The organism is Paraburkholderia lebeckiae (assembly GCF_050436325.1).
In the GTDB taxonomy this organism is placed as follows: domain Bacteria; phylum Pseudomonadota; class Gammaproteobacteria; order Burkholderiales; family Burkholderiaceae; genus Paraburkholderia; species Paraburkholderia tuberum.
Genome location: NZ_JBNDLZ010000002.1, coordinates 2,962,731 through 2,977,854 on the forward strand (window position 1 = coordinate 2,962,731; position 15,124 = coordinate 2,977,854).

A 15,124-nucleotide genomic window follows, 5' to 3' on the forward strand; every position below is an offset into this window, starting at 1 on the left:
CATGAAAAGGCGTTATCTCTTGAAGTCAGTCCGTGAAATTGGGCGCGAGATCGAGGATCATATGCAACACAATACTCGTAAATCCGAACAAGGTGACAGGGAGGATGGTCACAACAACGGAGACGTCGTCATGCTGCATATCGCTTCCGTCCGCGAAAGGCCTAGCTCAAAGTCCGAGACGGACCACGCGGTCCCTATTGTGCGGTGGCACGAGAGCGTGCTTACCGGCATCTTCGAAATATCGAAGGTACTCACCGCACCCTACCGGCTCGAAGTCACGTTGGCCAACGTCATCGATCTCCTGCAATCGGTTGTGCAGATGCGGGTCGGTATTGTCTCTCTCTTCGACGATGATGGCGTACCGGACATTACCGTTGGCGCGGACTGGAGCGAAGGCAGCGATGAGCACTACCGGATGCGCCTGCCGCAGAAGGCAATTGACCAGATCATGGCGACGGACAGGCCGCTCGTCGCCGAGAACATAGCGGTGCATTCGGGCTTCAGTGCCGCCGACATGGGCGTGCTCGGTGCTTCCGACAACATGCGAGTGTCGTTCATCGGCGTTCCTATTCGCATCGACGCGAAAGTCGTGGGCACGCTGACCATCGACCGCATCCTGGATAATGGGGCGAACTTCCGGCTCGATTACGACGTGCGGCTGCTTACCATGATCGCCAACCTGGTGGGGCAGACGGTGCAGCTGCATCGCTTATTCAAGAGCGACCGCGAGCGACTGATGGCGGGGAGGGACGGGCTGCAAAAACAATTGTCCGAGCTCAAGTACCCTGCGCAGGAGCGAAAGAAGTTTCAGGTCGAGGGGATCATTGGCGACAGCCCGGCGCTGCGCGGCCTGCTCGAGAAGATCGCGGTGGTAGCCAAATCGAACAGCACAGTTCTCTTGCGCGGGGAATCCGGTACCGGGAAGGAGCTGGTCGCCAAGGCCCTTCACGAGCTGTCGCCGCGAGCCAAGCGGCCCTTCATCAAGCTCAATTGCGCGGCGCTCCCTGAGACGGTGCTGGAATCCGAATTGTTCGGTCATGAGAAGGGTGCCTTTACCAGCGCCTTCAATTCGCGCAAGGGGCGCTTCGAGCTCGCCGACAAGGGGACGCTGTTTCTGGACGAGATCGGCGAGATCTCGGCCTCGTTCCAGGCAAAGCTGCTGCGCGTCCTGCAGGAGCAAGAATTCGAGCGAGTCGGCAGCAACCAGACCATTAAGGTCGATGTTCGCGTGATTGCCGCCACGAATAAGAACCTGGAAGACGCGGTGGCAAGGAACGAGTTCCGCGCCGACCTTTATTATCGCATCAGCGTGGTTCCCTTGCTGCTGCCGCCGTTGCGTGAAAGGCGCAGTGATATTCCGCTCCTCGCCGTTGAGTTTCTCAAGAATTTCAACAGCGAGAACGGCCGTACGCTGACCTTCGATGCGAGTGCGATTGAAGTATTGATGAACTGCGGTTTTCCCGGCAATGTCCGCGAGCTCGAGAATTGCGTGCAGCGGAGCGCGACCCTAGCGCCGGGACTATCGATCGTGAGAAACGACTTTGCCTGCTGCCACGGCCAGTGCCTTTCCGCGATGCTGTGGCAGAGCGGATCGGACGAGATGGCGCTGCAGCCTGGGCCGATCGTACCAGTGCAAGTGAGGCCGGGTACGCCCCCTGCTGAGGCTGCTACGTCGGGCGCAGTTGCTGTCCCGCTTGTCGGCAGCGAGCAGGCTCCGCTAGCGCCTGGCGGCGCAGCCCTCGGAAGTGGTGCGAAGATGACCAACCGCGAGCGTCTCATCGCCGCCATGGAAAGATCCGGCTGGGTGCAGGCAAGGGCGGCGCGACTGCTTGGACTGACGCCGCGCCAGATTGGCTACGCGCTGAGGAAATACGGTGTCGAGATCAAGCGTTTCTGAAAGCACTGTCGGACTTGCGGCGTGTCGGGGCCGCGACATCGCGACTGATGCGAATAGCTCGGACAAGTCAAGCCTGGATTTGGCGCGGATCTTGGCATGATCACGATCGGAAGCGGCCCCCGCGTCGGCGCCAATTCGGTAATCGTCGAGAACAGCCCGCCCGACCTCACGGGCGGTCGGAATCTCGACTAAGGTGGTGCGAACGCGGCGCTGTCATCGCCGGTTCGACGGCCCTGTCGCGCTCCACCATCAGCTCACGCCGGATGCGGTAAGCGACACAAGCGGTGCTGTTCGATCGCGTTGAATTTCTGGACGTGATGGCACGACGGGTTAGAGCGTGGTCGGCAAAACCCGGGAATGTCGAGTGCGCGAAAGCGACGGGGAACCGACCAGCGAAACCCGTCAGGCACAGCGGCACAGCCACCTTGAAAGTCCGCATGTACGGTAGCACCCATCGGCGCGGCGGACCACGAGATGCGGATGTTCCGGCGACGCGAGCAGGCGCAGCACGGTGCTCTTGTACATGCGCGTGCGTTCCGCGAGCGCGCTCAATGACAGCACGGACGTGCCGTTGCCGAAGGCAGCCAGCAGGGTCAGCGCACGGTCGACTGCTGCCACGCCGCAGCTGCCAGATTGTCGTCGGCCAACGATGCGATGGCGGGCCGTTTGGACATCGTGTGTCTCCTCAGACGGACCGTTGCAGCAACGCTTCCACTACGGCGAAGCCGAGGTGATCCGCCGGATCGAGCTGCCGTAGTTGTGCGATCAACTGTGTGGCGGTTTCGCGTTCGCCGCGCCGCAGGCCGATCAAGGCGAGCGCCTTTAGCGTGAACAGCCAGAAGCAGGCGGGACCGGGCGCGTGGAAGTTCGCGTCGCCGGCTTGTACCATCTGCCAGTTCTCGTTCAACCCGGCGGCATGCGCAGCTGCTATTAGTCCCAGATGGGCCGCGTGCTCTGCCTCATCGAGTTCGCAGCGTCCAGCATGGAACTTGTAGAGCAGATAGTAGGCGGCAAGGCTTTGCGGAGAGGTCAGTGTGACGCTCCACAGGACCGCGACGATCTGCTCGGCCGGCGCGCCGTGCAGGCCTTCGATGAGGCGCCGCACGGCGGCCGACACCTCGCCGCCGAACAGTTCGTGTCGACTCGACCCCGGATAGCAGGTTCACCACACCGTCTCCGCAGCGATGAGGCGCTGTACCGGTGCGCCGCCTTCGAGGTGACGCGTGAAGATTTTCTCCACGTCGGCTATCGTCACGCCGCTGTAGAGCACCGCGTCGGGATAGACGAGCACGTGCGCGCCCTGATCGCACGGGCCGAGGCAGCCCGAATACGTGATCGCGACGGTATCGGGCGCCTAGCGTTTCCGCTGTTCCGCCCAGAAGGCCTTCAGCAGCGCGGTCGAGCCCTTGCCGCCCGCGCAGGCGCCCCGCGGATGCGGCGGCGGCCGGTTCTCGGTGCAAGCAAACACATGTCGTTCTGGTCTGGCCATGACGTTGTTCCTCAACCGAACTTGAACAGGATGCCGTGACCACCGCGCGGGTAGTCCCACTCGATATTTTGGTGGTCGGTACAGAGGATGCGGCAACTGCCGCATTCGAGGCAGCCGTCGGTGATCAGCGTCACCGCGCCGTTGCCTTCGGCCTTGTAGCACGAGGCCGGGCAGACGAAGGTGCAACTCTTCGCGCTGCATTCGCTCTGGCAGACGTCGGCATCCTTGATGTGGACGTGCGGCCGTCCTGCATCGACGCGGTAACGGTTCTGGAACAGCTTTTCCTCTACGTTGACGGGTAGGGTGCTCATCGGAAGGCCCTCAGGAGTTTGTAGGCGTCACTCACGATGCCGGAAAGCGAACGGGCTGTGCGGAAGCTCGAAAAAATCTCGCGCTCCTTGCTTTTCTTGTCCTTACCGTCGACCGTGATCATCGTGCGCGCGGCGCGCGCCATGAGGTCGGGGTAGGTCGTGAAGAACTGCGGATTCTGGTGCAGCACGGCCGGCATGTCGCGGTACTTGTGCAGGTCTTTCATCACGAAGCTCTGATCGAGCGCGGTCTTGTAGGCCTTGAGCGTGCCGGCGCGGTAGCCGTGGCCCGCGGCTTTCGCGTGGATCACCGTTTCGGCGGCGAGGCGTCCCGTGGTCATCGCAAGATTCGATCCTTCTCGGTGCGCGGCGTTCACGAAACCGCCTGAATCGCCAACGATCATCCAGCCGTTGCCGTAGACCTGCGGGATTGCGTGAAAACCGCCTTCGGGAATCAGATGCGCGCAATACTCCTTCATCTCGCCGCCCGCAATCAGCGGAGCGATCGACGGGTGCTGCTTCATCTTTTCGAGGAGCACGTAGGGGCTCGTGCGGTTGGGGTTTTTCTTGAAGTCGCTCAGCATGCAGCCCACGCCTATGGCGAGTGATTCCTTGTTGGTATAGAGGAAGCCAGTGCCCATCATGCCGTCGGTGATCCTGCCGACCATCTCGATCACGACGCCGTCGTCCTCGCCGAGGTTGAAGCGCTGGCGGATCGTCTCCTCTGGCATGAAGAGAATCTCCTTGACGGCGAGCGCAACGTTGCCGGCCCCGATCTCTCCATGAAAGCCCGCCCGGCGCGCGAGCGTCGAATTCACGCCGTCGGCGAGCACCACCACGTCGGCATAGACATCGCCGTGCTCGCGGTCGCACTGCACGCCGACCACCCGGTCGCCGTCCATGATCAGTTCCTTCACCGTGGTCTCGCAGAGCAGCAGTGCGCCGGCTTCGCGCACTTTCGATGAAAACCACTTGTCGAACTGCGCGCGGATGATCGTGTAGCGGTTATAGGGCGGCTTGTTGTAATCCTCGCTGCGCACATGTGTACCGACAAACGACGTATCGTCGAGCATCCACATCCGCTGCTCGATGATGTGGCGCTCCAGCGGCGCATCGTCGCGGAAGTCCGGGATGATCTCTTCGAGCGCCTTCGCGTACAGGATCGCACCCTGAACGTTTTTGCTGCCAGGATATTCGCCGCGCTCGATCTGCAGCACTTCCAGACCTGCCTTGGCCATCGTGTAAGCGGCAGCGTTGCCGGACGGACCGGCGCCGACCACAATCACATCGAACTGTGAAGGTTTTCTCATCGTGATTCTCCTCAGGCAGCCTGCTTGCGGCGCCGGGTCAAATGCTCCACAAAAGCCTGCTTCAGCGCGGGCAACACTTGCAACGCATTGCCGACAATCCCGTAGTGTGCGAAATCGAAGATGGGTGCGTTCGGATCGGTGTTGATCGCCACGATCACGTCTGCGCTTTCCATGCCCACGCGGTGCTGGATCGCGCCGGATATGCCGGCGGCGATGTAGAGCTTGGGCCGCACCGTCTTGCCGGTCTGTCCCACCTGGCGCTCCCCCTCGACCCAGCCGGCCTGCACGCATGGCCGGGTCGCACCCACTTCGCCGCCGAGCACGTTAGCCAGTTCGAACGCCAACTGGAAGTTCTCCGGGCTCTTCAACCCCTTGCCGCCGCTCACGATCACATCGGCATAGGGCAGGTTGATCCGGTTGCTGCTCGCATCCGGGATAAAGTCGAGCAGCCTCGTGACGATGTCCGTCTCGATCATCCCCAGCGTTCCATGGACGATGTTGCCGGTGCGTTCGGCGTCGCGCAGCGGCATCGGCATCGGCATCACGCGCGGGCGCACCGTCGCCATCTGCGGACGGTACGCGAGCGTCATGATCGTGCACAACAGCGAGCCGCCGAAGGTGGGGCGCGTCGCCGCCAGCGCCCGCGACGCGGGATCGATGTTGAGTTCGGTGCAATCGGCGGTCAGCCCGGTCAGCAAGGTCGTCGCTACGGAGCCGGCGAGGTCGCGGCCCATCGACGTCGCGCCCAGCAGCAGGATCTCGGGCTGATGCCGGCTGACGAGGTCGGTCAGCCCTTTCGTGAACGGCTCGTTGCGATAGCCTTGCAAGACCGGGTCGTGGACGATGTACGCATCGTCCGCGCCGTAAGTGAAGGCTTCTGCGGCGAACTGTTCGAGCGGTTCATTCGCGCCGCCGAGCACCGCGATGCCCACTCGGCTCCCGAGCGTGTCGGCCAATTTGCGCGCTTCACCGAGCAGTTCCCACGAGACGCTGTGCACGTGTCCACGGTCGTGCTCGATAAAGACCCAGACGCCTTTGTAGGCCTTCAGGTGTTCCGGCAGTTCGAGGTTGCGTCCTGCGCGGCCGGCGGGTTTCTTCGCGGTGGCGGCGGGTGCGTTCATGACCCCTCCTTCATCAGCAGGTCAGCTTCCAGGGTAGGATGGCGCGTGAAGATCTTTTGCAGCAGGTTCACCGACACGTCGCACAGACTCGATGCGTCGAGGTCGAGCATCTCCGCTTTCGCGCTGCGCGGCGTCGGTCCAAAGACTTTTCTGACCGCTGTCGGCGAGCCCTTCAGGCCGATCTTGCTGAGGTCTTCGATGCCGGCCTGTTCGCAGTTCCATTTGTGCACCGGATAGCCGGCCGCATGAATCATCGCGGGCAGCGTCGCAAAACGCAGTTCGTTGGTGTTCTCCAGCATTGTGATCAGGCACGGCAGCGCAGTCCTGAGCACCTGCACGCCGCCCTCGGCGCGTCGCTCGACGGTAATCGTGCGCGCATCGAGAACGGTCTCGACGATGCGCGACACGTAGGTCAGCAGTTGCAGCCCGAGGCGTTTCGCGATACCGGGGCCGACTTGCGCGGTGTCGCCGTCGATCGTCTGCTTGCCAGTGAACACGATGTCCACCGCCTGCTCCTTCGCGATCTGCTGGATACCCGCTGCCAGTGCGTACGACGTAGCGAGCGTATCCGCGCCAGCGAATGCACGGTCGGTGAGCAGCACGGCGTCGTCCGCGCCGAGGCTGATGCACTTGCGCAGCGCTTCCTCGGCCTGCGGCGGGCCCATGCAAAGCAACGTGACCTTGCCGCCGAAGCGGTCCTTCAGTCGCAGCGCCTCTTCGAGTGAAAACAGGTCATACGGGTTGACGATCGCCGGAACACCCTGGCGCATGATCGTGTTGGTGACCGGATGAACGCGGATCTGCGTCGAGTCCGGCACCTGCTTGATGCAGACGACAATGTGCATGGTCTTAACGATGTGCATGGTCTTGCTCCACCTGTCAGGCAAGGGTGCGCGCGGGCAGCGACGCGCGCAGACTGTCGAGTGAAACGTGCTGCCGCCCATTTGTGTCCCGGAACATCTTGAACACTTTTTCCTGCGCCGGCGTGGAGGTGACGAAGTCGCCGTAAGCCTTCAGCAGCAGCGCGTGATATGACGCGAACAGGGCGGGTTCGTCGGCTTCCGGCAGCGTGTCCTGTTGCTGGATGTACTGAAAGAAGCGCTTGAGGATGTGCAGTCGACTCACGTTGACGACCTTCTGGTCGAACGGAATGCCGAAGAACTGCAGGAAGTCCTCGGCTGAGGACAGCGCCTTGAGTTGCTGGATAAAGCTTTCCATCGCGTTTACTCCTTGCAAGCGGATGAGGATAGGTGTGGACAGAACGTCGGCTCGGCGAAGTACTTGTCGCAGGCGCCGCTGGTGGCGCGCGGCGTCGTCGTGCCCGACTGTTCGGGTCGCGCGACGCACTTCGTGAAGCCGACCACAACGCCGCTCATGACAATTCTCCGACGGTGTAGCGCAATTCGATCAGGAAGCGATACAGGTCGGCGGCGCTGGGCGTTTGCTTGTGCTGGGTGGCATGGTGGCGGATACGGGTCAGCAGCAGCACGAGCAGCTTTTCACTGACGGCCAGGCCGAGCGTGTCATAAGCCCGGCGCACGCTTTGCGAACCCGAATGCTTGCCGAGCACGACCGAGCGTTCGCGACCGAGTTCGGCGGGATCGAAGCTCTCGTAGGTCGATGCATTCTTCGCGAGCCCGTCTGTGTGGATGCCGGACTCGTGCGTGAATACGCTGGCGCCGACAATGCTTTTGTTGAGCGCGACCGGGCGTCCTGAAGCCCGTTCGACAAGCCGCGAGATGCTCAATAGCGCGGTCGTGTCGACGCCGGTGTTGCGACCCATGATATGGCGCACGCCCATCACGATCTCCTCCAGCGCGGCATTTCCGGCGCGTTCGCCGAGACCATTGACAGTGGTGTTGGAGTGGGTTGCGCCGGCGCGCAGTGCGGCAAGGGTGTTCGCGGTCGCGAGCCCGAGGTCGTTGTGCGCGTGGATTTCGATTTCCAGATCGACCGCGTCGTGCAATCGCGCAATCGCTTCATAGGTCGAAAAAGGATCGAGGACGCCGAGCGTGTCCGCAAAGCGGATGCGTTGCGCACCGCACTGTTGCGCGTGCCGCGCCACGTCGGCAAGGAACGAGGGGTCCGCGCGCGAGGCATCCTCCGCGCCCAGCGAAACCTTGCGGCCGCTTTTGACGGCGGCGCTGATCACGCGATTCACCTGCGCGAGCACCCACGAGCGCGGCTGTCGCAATATGTGTTGAAGGTGGATATCGGACACAGGAATCGACAGGTGAATGATGTCGGGATTGCAGCACAAGGCCGACGCCAGGTCCGCGTCGGTGAGACGGCCCCAGACCATCAGATCGGCGTCGAGATTCAGCGCGACGATGGTCTGGATGCAATCGATTTCCTCGGCACCCATCGCGGGGATACCGATTTCCAGTTCGGGTACGCCGGCGCTTGAGAGCGCCTCGGCAATCGCGCATTTTTCGGCAACCGTGAATGCGACTCCGGCAGTCTGTTCGCCGTCGCGCAGTGTGGTGTCGTTGATGATCGGATTCGACACGGGAAGTTGTCCTTTAGGCATTTGATCATACGGTTTGCAAGTACTGCGCCATGCACGGTTAGTGCGAATAGCCGCTTGCTGCCGCGGGGCTTTCCGGTGTTCGCTGGCGCTGTGATGAAGCGGTTCCAACGAAGACCTGTCGCGAATGTCCTGTTTCGTACAGCCAGGCGTAGCGATGAACACGGCGCTGCAGAAAGCGATGCGCGATGCGATGGGCGTGGTCAGCCAGGACGTGCGGAGGCGGTCGGCGCGATGCAGACGCTGTAGGGATTGGCTATCCATAGCAACGGCGATGCGGGAAGATAAACACAGGCGGCGGCTATCAGCGCGGCTATGCGCTCGCGGCGATGACCGCTATGGCGCTTGAAGAGGCCGCACAGCGCTAAAGACGCATGCCCTCAATGCTTACGCGCGAGCTCGCGCGTAAGTGGCGGCAGTTCGATCGTCAGGTCGGCGTCGCGCAGCTTCACGCAGCACGCGAGACGCGATTGCACGTCAAGGCCTCACGCATTGTCGAACTGGTCGTTCTCCTCGTCGTCGGGAGGCGCCAGTCAGTGAGATTTTCATGATTGCCTCACACGGAAAACGAACTGCCGCAGCCACAGGTGCTCTGCGCATTGGGGTTGTGAATGACGAAGCGCGAACCTTCCAGGCCGTCTTCGTAGTCGACGCGCGCGCCGGGCAGGTATTGCTGGCTCATCGAATCGACCAGCAGCGTGACGCCGTCCGTGACGGTCTGCATGTCGTCGTCCGCCACCTGGTCGTCGAACGCGAAGCCGTACTGGAAGCCCGAACAGCCGCCGCCGGACACGTACAGCCGCAGCTTCAGGTTGGGATTGCCTTCTTCCTCGACCAGCGAGGCCACTTTCGCAGCGGCCCGAGGCGTGAATTCGAGTAGGCCGGGCATGACGCCGGGTGTGGCGGAAGCCGGTTGGGTGAGCGTTTCCATGGAGGTTCCTCTCAGGCTTGAATGGACTCACTTCGGGTTAGACGAGCAGGTCGGTTGCTCGGCGAGTTACAGGTCGTCGGCTGCTGCGTCTCGAATCGTCTGGTGCGAGCGAAAGTCAGACACGGCCGCCTTGATCGCGTCCTCGGCGAGAATCGAGCAGTGGATCTCGACCGGCGGCAATGGCAGTTCCTGGACGATCTGATGCGTGCACAACGTCCCCGAGCGCATGCCGCGCTCGTGGACGCCGCCGTGCATTTGACACGCGATCCGCATGCGCGGCCTAGTCCCACATACAGCGCGCCAATGTCTTTGGGGCCGTCGATCCTGTGAGCCGAGAACGACATCAGATCGACCGGCAAAGCGGGGAGATCGATCGGCACCTTGCCGGCGGCCTGCGCGGCATCCACGTGCGGCAGGATGCCCTGGGCGCGGCAGGGCGCGCCGATTGCGGCGATGTCCTGGATCACGCCCGTCTCGTTGTTGACGAACATCACCGACGCAAGCACGGCGCCCGGCTGGAGCGCTGCTTCGAACACGGCGAGGTCCACGAGACCGCTTTCTTGCACCGGCAACACTGAGACCTCGAAGTCATCGCGATCAAGTTCGAGCATCGCGGTGAGCACCGACTGGTGCTCGGTCGTGAGCGTCACCAGGGGATTGCCTTTGGCGCGATGAAGGTGCGCGGCACCCTTGATCGCGGGATTGTTCGATTCCGTAGCTCCGGAGGTCCAGACAATCTCGTGCGGGTCCGCGTTGACGAGCGAGCTGACCTGCTCGCGGGCCAGTTCCACCGCTTCTTCGCCGACCCAGCCATAGGCATGCGAACGGCTGGCGGGATCGCCGTACATCTGGGTCAGGTAAGGCAGCATGCGTCTGATCACGCGCGGATCGACCGGCGTGGTGGCGGCATGATCCAGATGCACCGGGTTGGCGCCGCGCGGATGGAGGCCGGTACTGACGCGTTGGAAATCCGACATTGCAGGCTCTTGAAAGCGGGGTAATGCGACCTTCAGGGCAACTTCCATGCCAGTGGATTTTCACGCTCTAGTGGCCTCTTTCAGCTGGGCCGCTGTTGTTTCGCTGTTGTTTTTGTGTCGATGCGCCCGACGAGCGAGGATTGCCGCCGTTCTTTTTGTCGGATTTGTCGGTACGCGCGCGGGATTGACATGCGCGATGGCTGAATCGTCAGGCGTAGAAATGCGCTTACTTCAAACGCTGTGTCTTTGCGTCGATCGTGCGCCTTGCGCTGGTATATCAAAAGCGCGCAGCGCACGAAGGGGAAGTCAATGGTGAACATTCAGGCAAGCGTTGCCCGGCAAGCGCTGGACGGCGTTTACGAGGTGAGCAAGACGCTGGTTTCGTCGCTCGATGTGGCGAAAGCCTTCCGCGAGTCCCTGAACTATCTTTTGCAGACGATGGAGTGGCGGCGCGCCTTTGTGATGCTGGCCGAACGGACAGGCAACTGCGCGGCCTGAGTGCTACGGTCTTTCGCGTGACGAGCAGCAGCGTCTTCAGTTCCGGCCCGGCGAAGGTATCGTCGGCCGCGCGTGAAAGAGCGGCATTGGGGTGATCGTGCCCAACCTGAACGATGAACCCGCGTTCCTGTTTGCATGGGTGGCGCGGACCAGATACCGGGGGCGTGCATCGCCATGCTCGCGACGCATTTCCACGCCCACTGGCGCACTCTCGGCGTGCTCGCTGTCGATTGCGTGAACCCCGGTGCAAGCCGGCTGTTTGCCGACGACCTGCATCTGGTGATGATTGTCGCGACCCCGATGGGGCAGGCGTTGCTACTCCAGCGCAGCGTATGCGCGGCGCACGACAGCATGCAGGATTGACGTCGGGCGCATGCGAAAGGCGATCAAGCCCGCTTAACAGATCGACCAGGTGTCGGTGTGTCGGCGGCGATGCAGGCGGTGTTCGCTCAGGTTCACGAGCTCGCCCCGCACGTACCACCGTGCTGCTGTGCGGCGAGAGCGGAAGTGGCAAGGAAGTCATCGCGCGTGCGATCCACGACTTGTCGCCGCGTAGCAGCGAGTCGTTCGTCGGGGCAAGTGCGCGGCGTTGATGGAGTGCCTGCGGGAAAGCGAGCTGTTCGGCCACGAGAACGGTGCGTTCACCGGCGCGCAGGGGCCAAGTAAGGGCCGCTTTGAACTGGCGCACGGCGGTAGGCTGTTCCTGGACGAGATCGGCGATATCTCGCCGTCGTTTCAGGCCTAGCTGTTGCGTGTGCTCCAGAAGCGCGATTTCGAGCATGTTGGCGGTATGACGCCGGTGAAGGTCGATGTGTGTCTGATTCTCGCGACCAATCGCAACCTTGAACGGACGGTGAAGGCCGGCGAGTTGCGCTCGATCTCTACTACCGTATCAACGTGGTCAGTATCGAGTTGCCGCCCCTGCGTGCGCGGCGAGAAGATATTCCAGCCAAGGCCCAGCTTCTTGCCCGCTTCAACCGCGAAAACGCGCAGTCCATTCGCTTCGACGCGGAAGCGATGCGGGTGCTGAGGAGATGCTACTGGCCGGGCAAGGTTCGTGAACTGGAGAACTGTGTCGAACGCACGGCGACCATGACACGTGACGGCGTGATGGACCGTTTCAAGTTCCTCTGTCAGGAGGACCATTGTCTGACGAAGGTGCTGCACTACGTCGAGCGCGACGATGTGGTTCGTCCCGCGCCTCTGGGCGAAATATCGATCGCTGAAGTGCCGTCGTCGCAGCCGCCGTACGGGCACCATGATCCGGATATGGCGTCTGCACCGGCTGTCTGGTCCGGCAGCACAGCCACTGAGGCTGCCGCTGATCTGGATCCGGTGGCGGACGACCACACGTTCGCGACATCGCTAGCAGGGGAAGCCGGAGGGTGAACGCGAACGATTGATTTGGGCGATGCAACGCTGCGGCTCGGTCCAGGCGAAGGGGGCGCGCTCGCTGGGATCACACCCCTGCAGATGGGCTATGCGCTGCATAAATCCTCTGTTGAGGTTCGCCGGATCTGGCCAGGATAGAGAGTGCTTCGCCTGCCCAGTTTGTGCGGGTCCATCTCGCTGGTTCCGAACATGCTGTCCGGGTCGTGTGAGATTTGTCGCAACACCGACACGACGCAACGAAATTGTAGGGATACGTCGCGCGCCGGGATCAAACAGAACTGCGAAATATATCCTAACCCGTTGATTCCTGGCGTTCTTGTCGAGTGGCATGGATCTGGCTCTATGGCTTGCGCGCGGCCGCCGTTGGTTGCGAGGAGATATCCATGCAAGCGAGTTCAAATGCGAGCGACTTGCCCGCAGCGGCCTATATCAGCATCGGGCAGATTAAACCGCTCGGCGTAAAGATCGAAGACCCGTCCACCGGTGGCGGCTGCGGCACGCACGGTGGCGAGGGTAAGGCCAGCTGCGGCGCGTCGGGTAGTCTCGACGACATGCCGCCGGACATCTGGGAGAAGGTCAAGAATCACCCGTGCTACTCGGAAGAAGCCCATCATCACTATGCGCGCATGCATGTGGCGGTGGCGCCGGCTTGCAACGTCCAGTGCAACTACTGCAACCGCAAATACGACTGCGCGAACGAGTCGCGTCCCGGCGTGGTCTCTCAGAAGCTAACGCCGCAACAGGCAGTGAAGAAGGTCGTTGCGGTCGCAAGCGAGATTCCACAGATGACGGTGCTTGGCATTGCCGGTCCCGGCGATTCGCTGGCGAACCCGAAGAAGACCTTCGAGACGATCCGGATGCTGCAGGAACAGGCGCCGGACATCAAGCTGTGCCTGTCGACCAATGGCTTGGCGTTGCCCGACCTCGTGGACGAAATCTGCAAGTACAACATCGACCACGTGACAATTACCATCAACATGGTCGACCCGGCGGTGGGCGAGAAAATCTATCCGTGGATTTTCTGGAAGCACAAGCGCGTGACCGGTTACGAAGCAGCCCGCATCCTTCATGACCGGCAGATGAAGGGTCTCGAGATGCTCACCGCACGCGGCGTGCTGACCAAGATCAACTCGGTGCTGATTCCCGGCATCAACGAGGAGCACCTGATCGAGGTCAACCGCGACGTCAAGAAACGCGGCGCGTTCCTGCATAACATCATGCCGCTGATCTCGGAGCCCGAGCACGGCACTCACTTTGGCCTGAACGGCCAGCGCGGACCGACTGCGCAGGAACTGAAGGTTGTGCAGGACGCCTGCATGGGCGGCGCCAACCTGATGCGTCATTGCCGCCAGTGCCGCGCGGATGCGGTTGGCCTGCTGGGCGAGGACCGCAGCGAGGATTTCACGCTCGACAAGATCGAGCAGATGGAAGTGGTCTACGACCTCGACCGCCGCCGTGAATACCAGAAGCGCGTCGAAGCCGAGCGTCAGGCGCAGCACGACGCGAAGCAAGAAGCGCTGGCTGTCTCTCGCGAGATCGACGTCGCCGACGACATGAAGGCGCTGGTCGCGGTCGCAACGAAGGGCGGCGGCCGGGTCAACGAGCACTTCGGCCACGTCACGGAGTTTCAGATCTTCGAGGTCTCGGCAGCCGGAGCGCTGTTCGTCGGCCATCGCCGGGTGGACCTGTATTGCCGGGGCGGTTACGGCGACGACGAGCAACTACCGTCGGTCGTGCGCGCGCTCCACGACTGCCACTCGGTGCTGGTCGCGAAGATCGGCGCCTGCCCGAAAGACGAACTGGCGCATGCGGGCATCGAGCCGGTCGATCAGTACGGCGGCGAATTTATCGAAAAAGCGGTGCTTGCTTGGTTCAACGACTACCGCAGTCGCATCGCCAGCGGCGCCATCGTGCACCGGGACCGCGGCGATGCTTCGATCCGCCAGGGTGCTTACACCTCGTCAGCCTCAGCTGCGTGACACCCCACACCCTTCCAGACAGGACAACAGGAGAGCCTCCATGCCTCTGAAGATTATTGCGTCCACCTGTACGGGATGCTCGGCCTGCGAACCGGAATGCCCCAATGTGGCGATCAGCGAGAAAGGCGGCGTGTTCGCGATCGACCCCAAGAAATGCACCGAATGCGAAGGCCACTTCGACGACCCGCAGTGCGTCGCCGTGTGTCCCGTGGACGGCTGCATCGTTCAGGTTTGAGTCTGGCTCGTGGCCGGGCCGGCCATTCATCCATCAGGAGACTACGCATCATGCTGTCCAACGTAACTGTTACGAGCGCCGCCGAGAAGTTCATGCGTCGTATCGTGCGCTTTTCGGGCCTGCCGGCTGGCGCCGGCTTTCGTCTGGTGGTGAGCGCCGACGGCTGTTCCGGCTATACCGCGAAATTCACCGCCGAGCCGGCGCTGCAACCAGGCGAACAGGAACTCGACATCAACGGCCTGCGCGTATTCCTGCCGGCTGAGAGCCGGCTGATGCTCGAAGGCATAACGATCGATTTCGCCGACACGCCAACCCAGTCCGGCTTGATCTTCTTCAATCCGAACCAGGCCGCTTGTGGTTGCAGCAGTGCGGAGTCGGCGCCGCCGGGCGTGGCGACCATCGATGTCAGCGCGATTGGCCGCGGGCGGCCGCCGCTGCCGCGTCAGATCTCCTGAAGAGG

At 62.3% G+C, this 15,124-nt stretch carries 20 protein-coding genes and 5 pseudogenes; 9 read left to right on the top strand and 16 right to left on the bottom strand.

All coding sequences use genetic code 11. From position 1 onward, the window contains the following. Positions 1–19 precede the first annotated feature (19 nt). Complete coding sequence (gene nifA / locus OKW44_RS16855) at positions 20–1,897, top strand: nif-specific transcriptional activator NifA (RefSeq protein ID WP_204357166.1); 1,878 nt, start codon at positions 20–22, stop codon at positions 1,895–1,897. A 444-nt stretch (positions 1,898–2,341) separates the two neighbouring features. Here the strand turns inward: nifA and OKW44_RS16860 are convergent. From OKW44_RS16860 to OKW44_RS16935, 16 genes and pseudogenes are all read right to left on the bottom strand, one after another. Beyond that, positions 2,342–2,571: pseudogene (locus OKW44_RS16860) on the bottom strand (helix-turn-helix domain-containing protein); the annotation flags it as partial. Positions 2,572–2,582: 11 nt separating this feature from the next. Then, the gene (locus OKW44_RS16865; RefSeq protein WP_239499213.1) at positions 2,583–3,002 is read right to left on the bottom strand and encodes a hypothetical protein; all 420 of its coding nucleotides are present in this window, start codon (positions 3,000–3,002) and stop codon (positions 2,583–2,585) included. Positions 3,003–3,059: 57 nt separating this feature from the next. Next, a complete protein-coding gene (locus OKW44_RS16870) occupies positions 3,060–3,188 on the bottom strand; it encodes a hypothetical protein (RefSeq protein WP_018423214.1) in 129 nt (42 codons plus the stop codon). A gap of 63 nt (positions 3,189–3,251) precedes the next feature. Further along, on the bottom strand, positions 3,252–3,386 hold the full coding sequence (locus OKW44_RS16875) for a hypothetical protein (protein ID WP_275426097.1): 135 nt from the start codon (positions 3,384–3,386) through the stop codon (positions 3,252–3,254). Between the two features lie 11 nt (positions 3,387–3,397). After that, the gene (locus OKW44_RS16880; protein WP_018423212.1) at positions 3,398–3,697 is read right to left on the bottom strand and encodes a ferredoxin family protein; all 300 of its coding nucleotides are present in this window, start codon (positions 3,695–3,697) and stop codon (positions 3,398–3,400) included. Further along, complete coding sequence (locus tag OKW44_RS16885) at positions 3,694–5,004, bottom strand: FAD-dependent oxidoreductase (RefSeq protein ID WP_018423211.1); 1,311 nt, start codon at positions 5,002–5,004, stop codon at positions 3,694–3,696. Before OKW44_RS16885 ends, OKW44_RS16880 begins: the two co-directional genes overlap by 4 nt. Before the next feature lie 11 nt (positions 5,005–5,015). Beyond that, positions 5,016–6,125, bottom strand: a complete 1,110-nt coding sequence (locus OKW44_RS16890; protein ID WP_018423210.1) for an electron transfer flavoprotein subunit alpha/FixB family protein — start codon at positions 6,123–6,125, stop codon at positions 5,016–5,018. Then, on the bottom strand, positions 6,122–6,970 hold the full coding sequence (locus OKW44_RS16895; RefSeq protein WP_026226295.1) for an electron transfer flavoprotein subunit beta/FixA family protein: 849 nt from the start codon (positions 6,968–6,970) through the stop codon (positions 6,122–6,124). Before OKW44_RS16895 ends, OKW44_RS16890 begins: the two co-directional genes overlap by 4 nt. Before the next feature lie 34 nt (positions 6,971–7,004). After that, the gene (nifW, locus tag OKW44_RS16900) at positions 7,005–7,343 is read right to left on the bottom strand and encodes a nitrogenase stabilizing/protective protein NifW (RefSeq protein WP_018423208.1); all 339 of its coding nucleotides are present in this window, start codon (positions 7,341–7,343) and stop codon (positions 7,005–7,007) included. Between the two features lie 5 nt (positions 7,344–7,348). After that, positions 7,349–7,501 (bottom strand): hypothetical protein, encoded by a 153-nt coding sequence (locus tag OKW44_RS16905; RefSeq protein ID WP_018423207.1) that lies wholly within the window; start codon positions 7,499–7,501, stop codon positions 7,349–7,351. Continuing rightward, positions 7,498–8,634 carry a homocitrate synthase gene (nifV, locus tag OKW44_RS16910; RefSeq protein WP_018423206.1) on the bottom strand — a complete coding sequence of 379 codons (1,137 nt, stop codon included), beginning with the start codon at positions 8,632–8,634 and terminating at the stop codon, positions 7,498–7,500. Before nifV ends, OKW44_RS16905 begins: the two co-directional genes overlap by 4 nt. 398 nt (positions 8,635–9,032) lie before the next feature. Next, positions 9,033–9,185: pseudogene (locus tag OKW44_RS16915) on the bottom strand (2Fe-2S iron-sulfur cluster-binding family protein); the annotation flags it as partial. Positions 9,186–9,208: 23 nt separating this feature from the next. Next, positions 9,209–9,583 (bottom strand): iron-sulfur cluster insertion protein ErpA, encoded by a 375-nt coding sequence (gene erpA / locus OKW44_RS16920; protein ID WP_018423204.1) that lies wholly within the window; start codon positions 9,581–9,583, stop codon positions 9,209–9,211. 66 nt (positions 9,584–9,649) lie between these two features. Then, positions 9,650–9,784: pseudogene (locus tag OKW44_RS16925) on the bottom strand (iron-sulfur cluster assembly scaffold protein); the annotation flags it as partial. After that, positions 9,776–10,560 (bottom strand): annotated as a pseudogene (locus OKW44_RS16930) (aminotransferase class V-fold PLP-dependent enzyme); the annotation flags it as partial. The pseudogenes OKW44_RS16930 and OKW44_RS16925, both read right to left, overlap by 9 nt. An 80-nt stretch (positions 10,561–10,640) precedes the next feature. Continuing rightward, complete coding sequence (locus OKW44_RS16935; protein ID WP_162634066.1) at positions 10,641–10,880, bottom strand: hypothetical protein; 240 nt, start codon at positions 10,878–10,880, stop codon at positions 10,641–10,643. On the opposite strand from OKW44_RS16935, the gene OKW44_RS16940 reads away from it, so the two are divergent. The 8 genes and pseudogenes from OKW44_RS16940 (at position 10,870) to OKW44_RS16975 (ending at position 15,119) form a co-directional block, all read left to right on the top strand. Continuing rightward, on the top strand, positions 10,870–11,058 hold the full coding sequence (locus OKW44_RS16940; RefSeq protein ID WP_018423203.1) for a hypothetical protein: 189 nt from the start codon (positions 10,870–10,872) through the stop codon (positions 11,056–11,058). The two genes, OKW44_RS16935 and OKW44_RS16940, sit on opposite strands and share 11 nt — an antisense overlap. 174 nt (positions 11,059–11,232) lie before the next feature. Then, entirely contained in the window at positions 11,233–11,421 is a 189-nt protein-coding gene (locus tag OKW44_RS16945) for a hypothetical protein (RefSeq protein ID WP_239499212.1), read from the top strand. Then, positions 11,391–11,651: a sigma 54-interacting transcriptional regulator gene (locus OKW44_RS16950; RefSeq protein WP_275426096.1), complete on the top strand. Its 261-nt coding sequence runs from the start codon at positions 11,391–11,393 to the stop codon at positions 11,649–11,651. The genes OKW44_RS16945 and OKW44_RS16950 overlap by 31 nt, the downstream gene beginning before the upstream one ends. After that, a pseudogene (locus OKW44_RS16955) lies at positions 11,651–11,875 on the top strand (sigma 54-interacting transcriptional regulator); the annotation flags it as partial. The gene OKW44_RS16950 and the pseudogene OKW44_RS16955, both read left to right, overlap by 1 nt. An 80-nt stretch (positions 11,876–11,955) precedes the next feature. Then, a complete protein-coding gene (locus tag OKW44_RS16960) occupies positions 11,956–12,447 on the top strand; it encodes an AAA-type ATPase lid domain-containing protein (RefSeq protein ID WP_018423199.1) in 492 nt (163 codons plus the stop codon). Positions 12,448–12,833: 386 nt separating this feature from the next. After that, positions 12,834–14,429 carry a nitrogenase cofactor biosynthesis protein NifB gene (nifB, locus tag OKW44_RS16965; RefSeq protein WP_018423198.1) on the top strand — a complete coding sequence of 532 codons (1,596 nt, stop codon included), beginning with the start codon at positions 12,834–12,836 and terminating at the stop codon, positions 14,427–14,429. 40 nt (positions 14,430–14,469) lie between these two features. Continuing rightward, positions 14,470–14,664, top strand: coding sequence for a 4Fe-4S binding protein (locus OKW44_RS16970; RefSeq protein WP_026226294.1), 195 nt, complete (start codon positions 14,470–14,472; stop codon positions 14,662–14,664). A 50-nt stretch (positions 14,665–14,714) separates the two neighbouring features. After that, entirely contained in the window at positions 14,715–15,119 is a 405-nt protein-coding gene (locus OKW44_RS16975) for a HesB/IscA family protein (RefSeq protein WP_018423196.1), read from the top strand. Positions 15,120–15,124: the final 5 nt, after the last annotated feature.

Coding starts and splice junctions, on each gene's coding strand:
- OKW44_RS16970 (WP_026226294.1), top strand. CDS start 14,470: ATGCCTCTGAAGATTATTGCGTCCACCTGTACGGGATGCTCGGCCTGC.
- OKW44_RS16945 (WP_239499212.1), top strand. CDS start 11,233: ATGCTCGCGACGCATTTCCACGCCCACTGGCGCACTCTCGGCGTGCTC.
- OKW44_RS16975 (WP_018423196.1), top strand. CDS start 14,715: ATGCTGTCCAACGTAACTGTTACGAGCGCCGCCGAGAAGTTCATGCGT.
- OKW44_RS16950 (WP_275426096.1), top strand. CDS start 11,391: ATGCGCGGCGCACGACAGCATGCAGGATTGACGTCGGGCGCATGCGAA.
- OKW44_RS16940 (WP_018423203.1), top strand. CDS start 10,870: ATGGTGAACATTCAGGCAAGCGTTGCCCGGCAAGCGCTGGACGGCGTT.
- OKW44_RS16880 (WP_018423212.1), bottom strand. CDS start 3,697: ATGAGCACCCTACCCGTCAACGTAGAGGAAAAGCTGTTCCAGAACCGT.
- nifB (WP_018423198.1), top strand. CDS start 12,834: ATGCAAGCGAGTTCAAATGCGAGCGACTTGCCCGCAGCGGCCTATATC.
- erpA (WP_018423204.1), bottom strand. CDS start 9,583: ATGGAAACGCTCACCCAACCGGCTTCCGCCACACCCGGCGTCATGCCC.
- OKW44_RS16890 (WP_018423210.1), bottom strand. CDS start 6,125: ATGAACGCACCCGCCGCCACCGCGAAGAAACCCGCCGGCCGCGCAGGA.
- OKW44_RS16885 (WP_018423211.1), bottom strand. CDS start 5,004: ATGAGAAAACCTTCACAGTTCGATGTGATTGTGGTCGGCGCCGGTCCG.
- OKW44_RS16875 (WP_275426097.1), bottom strand. CDS start 3,386: ATGGCCAGACCAGAACGACATGTGTTTGCTTGCACCGAGAACCGGCCG.
- OKW44_RS16895 (WP_026226295.1), bottom strand. CDS start 6,970: ATGCACATTGTCGTCTGCATCAAGCAGGTGCCGGACTCGACGCAGATC.
- OKW44_RS16935 (WP_162634066.1), bottom strand. CDS start 10,880: ATGTTCACCATTGACTTCCCCTTCGTGCGCTGCGCGCTTTTGATATAC.
- OKW44_RS16905 (WP_018423207.1), bottom strand. CDS start 7,501: ATGAGCGGCGTTGTGGTCGGCTTCACGAAGTGCGTCGCGCGACCCGAA.
- nifW (WP_018423208.1), bottom strand. CDS start 7,343: ATGGAAAGCTTTATCCAGCAACTCAAGGCGCTGTCCTCAGCCGAGGAC.